This window comes from Streptomyces sp. NPDC006739, from assembly GCF_042869815.1.
Lineage (GTDB): Bacteria > Actinomycetota > Actinomycetes > Streptomycetales > Streptomycetaceae > Streptomyces.
Genome location: NZ_JBIAGM010000090.1, coordinates 1 through 1,661 on the forward strand (window position 1 = coordinate 1; position 1,661 = coordinate 1,661).

Below are 1,661 nucleotides of genomic sequence, written 5' to 3' on the forward strand. Positions count from 1 at the left end.
AGTAGTTGTTGTCTTTCCGATCTTGAGAGATGAGCGTCGAACGGGAGTCCCGATTGGGTGATCGTGGGGGCGTGGCGCATACGGACAGGGCCTCCTGAACAGCTCGTTGGTGTCGAATCACCGAGCAGCAGGAGGCCCTGATGCAGCAGTCTTCCGTGCCGACGGCCGGGCAGTCCAGCTCGGTCACCTGGGAGTGTGACTGCCTGGCTCACCGGTTCGGAAACGCCGCCGACAATGCATTGCGGCAGGCGCGCTACCCGACGGACATGACGGACGCGGAGTGGGCGGCCGTCCGGCCGTTGCTGCCGGTGCCGGGCTGGATGCGTGGTCGCGGCGGCCGGCCGGAGGCGTACTGCCACCGGGCTGTACTCGATGCAATCCGCTACCTCGTGGACAACGGCATCAAGTGGCGGGCGATGCCCGCCGACTTCCCGCCGTGGGACCGGGTTTACGCATTCTTCCGCCGCTGGCGCGACCACGGCCTGGTCAAGGAGTTCCACGACCGGCTACGTGCGCAGGTCCGCGAGAAGGCGGGCCGCGACACGGAGCCGACGGCCGGAGTGATCGACTCGCAGTCGGTGAAGGCGGACGCGGTCGTCGGCTCCGACAGCCGCGGCTTCGACGGCGGCAAGCTGATCAACGGCCGTAAGCGGCATGTCGTGGTCGACACCCTCGGCCTGCTGCTCGCGGTGATGGTCACCGCCGCGGATGTCGGCGACCGCGCCCCCGCCCAGGTCCTGCTGCACCAAGTCGCCGACGCGCACTACAGGCTGGCCCTGGTCTGGGCGGATGGCGGCTACACCGGCAGTCTCGTCGAGCACTGCCTGGCCACGCTCACCCTGGTCCTGGCGATCGTCAAGCGCAGCGACGACATGCGTGGCTTCGTGGTGTTGCCCAAGCGGTGGATCGTCGAGCGCCTTTTCGCCCACCTGATGCGCACCCGCCGTCTGGTGCGCGACTTCGAGCGCCGCACCACCAGCGCCGAGGCGATGGTCTACTGGTCGATGACCCTGCTCATGACCCGGCGCCTGGCCCGGTCACCTTCTGCGCGAGCGTGAAGCGGCCCGGCTGCTGTTCGACCAGCCAGCCGCGCGCGACCAGGCGTTTCGCCTTCGACCGCAGCGCCTCCACCTTCGCCGGCACCGCGTCCAGGCCGAACAAGACGGCCATCTCCTGGCAGGTCAGCGGCCCTTGACGGAGGCGATGCCGGTCCGCAAGAGCCTGCAGAATGCGCTGGTAGTCGATCGACAGCACAGACCAGGCCAGTCCCTCACGCCACATGGGTACCTGCGACTTCGGCTTCGCGGCCCTCGACGCTGATGATGCCTCCTCGGCCGGCATCGCCCGCTCGGTCCGGGCGTGATCTTCGGTCTCGTCCACCGGTGCCAGCACCTCGCCGACCCGCGAGCGGGCGATGACCCACTCCTTCCATTCCCGCTCGGCCACGGCCAGCTCGGCCTGGACGCGGTCGGCTTCCTCCCGCAGTTCGTCCACCCGACGGCGAGCACCCAGCTCACGCTGTTCCAACAGCCCAACCACCGACGGCATCCACGACCTCCCGGGCAGCGACAGCACGACAGGCCACTACTCCCACGGGATCGTCGACCCTATGCCCGACCAGCGAAAAAGCAGTCTTCAACTCCGGAAAAACAACGGCTTCT

The 1,661-nt window shown here is 68.2% G+C and carries 2 protein-coding genes; one reads left to right on the top strand and one right to left on the bottom strand.

The genetic code is table 11. The annotated features are described in order from the left end of the window. The first annotated feature begins 140 nt into the window (after nucleotides 1-140). On the top strand, nucleotides 141-1,058 hold the full coding sequence (locus ACFYMM_RS44375; protein WP_388398555.1) for an IS5 family transposase: 918 nt from the start codon (nucleotides 141-143) through the stop codon (nucleotides 1,056-1,058). Here the strand turns inward: ACFYMM_RS44375 and ACFYMM_RS44380 are convergent. Then, entirely contained in the window at nucleotides 1,015-1,548 is a 534-nt protein-coding gene (locus ACFYMM_RS44380) for a hypothetical protein (protein WP_388398558.1), read from the bottom strand. The two genes, ACFYMM_RS44375 and ACFYMM_RS44380, sit on opposite strands and share 44 nt — an antisense overlap. Nucleotides 1,549-1,661 lie beyond the last annotated feature (113 nt).

Bases quoted from the DNA above. Each gene is read 5' to 3' on its own strand.
- ACFYMM_RS44375 (WP_388398555.1), top strand. From the start codon at position 141: ATGCAGCAGTCTTCCGTGCCGACGGCCGGGCAGTCCAGCTCGGTCACC.
- ACFYMM_RS44380 (WP_388398558.1), bottom strand. From the start codon at position 1,548: ATGCCGTCGGTGGTTGGGCTGTTGGAACAGCGTGAGCTGGGTGCTCGC.